We start from the raw sequence: 1190 nt of genomic DNA, 5'->3' as shown, positions 1-1190 counted from the left end.
ACCGGATTGACGCTCTCCAGCATCTTTATTCTCTATTCAGGGCAATCGATCGCCAGCACCTTTGTCATTACGGCGGGGATGTTTGGCGCCATGAGCCTGTACGGTTACACCACCAAACGCGATCTGAGCGGCCTGGGCAGCATGCTGTTTATGGGCCTGATCGGTATCGTGCTGGCGTCGTTGGTCAATATCTGGCTGAAAAGCGATGCCTTGATGTGGGCCGTGACCTATATCGGCGTGGTGGTGTTTGTGGGTTTGACGGCCTACGACACGCAAAAATTGAAAAATATCGGTGAGCAACTCTCTGCCGACGAAAGTGACAATTTCCGCAAATATGCCATCGTCGGCGCATTGACGCTCTATCTGGATTTTATCAACCTGTTCCTGATGCTGCTGCGTATCTTCGGCAACCGCCGCTAAGACGCAACAAGACAAATCGCCCCGTGCGTAATACGTGCGGGGTTTTTTTTTGGGCGTAACGTGGCCATTACCGTAGGGTTGACGTTGAGGTTTGTAACCTACTTGGTGATTATATTTTGATGGATGTAACCTAATGGGTTACAATTTTATTGATACCGAGCATGGATGCGCAGATGGAAAAGAAAACTCCACATACCCGTCTGCACCTCGTGCAGGCCATGGTTGCAGAGGGAAAAGTCAGGGCAACACGATCGGCGCTTGATTCAGCTGACGAACTGAATCTCGATTTTGATGGAATGTGTGCCGTAATCGTGGCACTGACCCGTCAGGATTTTTACAAGAGTATGACCACATACCACGATCATACGGTGTGGCAGGATGTGTATCGACCGATGATAAAGGGTATCAGGTTTTATATGAAAGTGACGGTACTCGATGATGTACTCATCGTCTCATTTAAGGAGAAGTAGAATGAAATGTCCTCAGTGTGGCGGTGCCGACATGGAGCAAACTGTAAAAGATGTTCCGTATTCATGGCGGGGTAAAAAAACGATCTTGCAGCAAATTCGAGCGTCACATTGCCCTCAGTGTGGTGAAGCCGTGATGGACAAAGCCGAGTCGGCCGAGTACATGGCGAAAGTGGTCGAGTTTAAGAATTCGATCATCAATGATACGGTCAAACCGGCGTATATCATGAACGTACGAAAGAAACTCGAATTATCGCAACGTGAAGCCGGGCGGATATTTGGTGGCGGTGATAACGCATTTTA

At 48.7% G+C, this 1190-nt stretch carries 3 protein-coding genes; all 3 read left to right on the top strand.

Features of this window, described 5'->3' with window-relative positions; all coding sequences use genetic code 11:
• On the top strand, positions 1-420 hold a 420-nt coding region (locus J5224_RS28905; protein ID WP_264628529.1), incomplete at its 5' end, for a Bax inhibitor-1/YccA family protein.
• Positions 421-593: 173 nt separating this feature from the next.
• Positions 594-890 (top strand): type II toxin-antitoxin system MqsR family toxin, encoded by a 297-nt coding sequence (locus tag J5224_RS28900; RefSeq protein WP_264628528.1) that lies wholly within the window; start codon positions 594-596, stop codon positions 888-890.
• A 1-nt stretch (position 891) separates the two neighbouring features.
• The coding region (locus J5224_RS28895; protein WP_264628527.1) for a type II toxin-antitoxin system MqsA family antitoxin at positions 892-1190 on the top strand (299 nt) is incomplete at its 3' end.

The sequence above is a fragment of the Candidatus Symbiopectobacterium sp. NZEC135 genome, from assembly GCF_025962695.1.
This window is presented reverse-complemented; position numbering and strand designations above follow the sequence as displayed.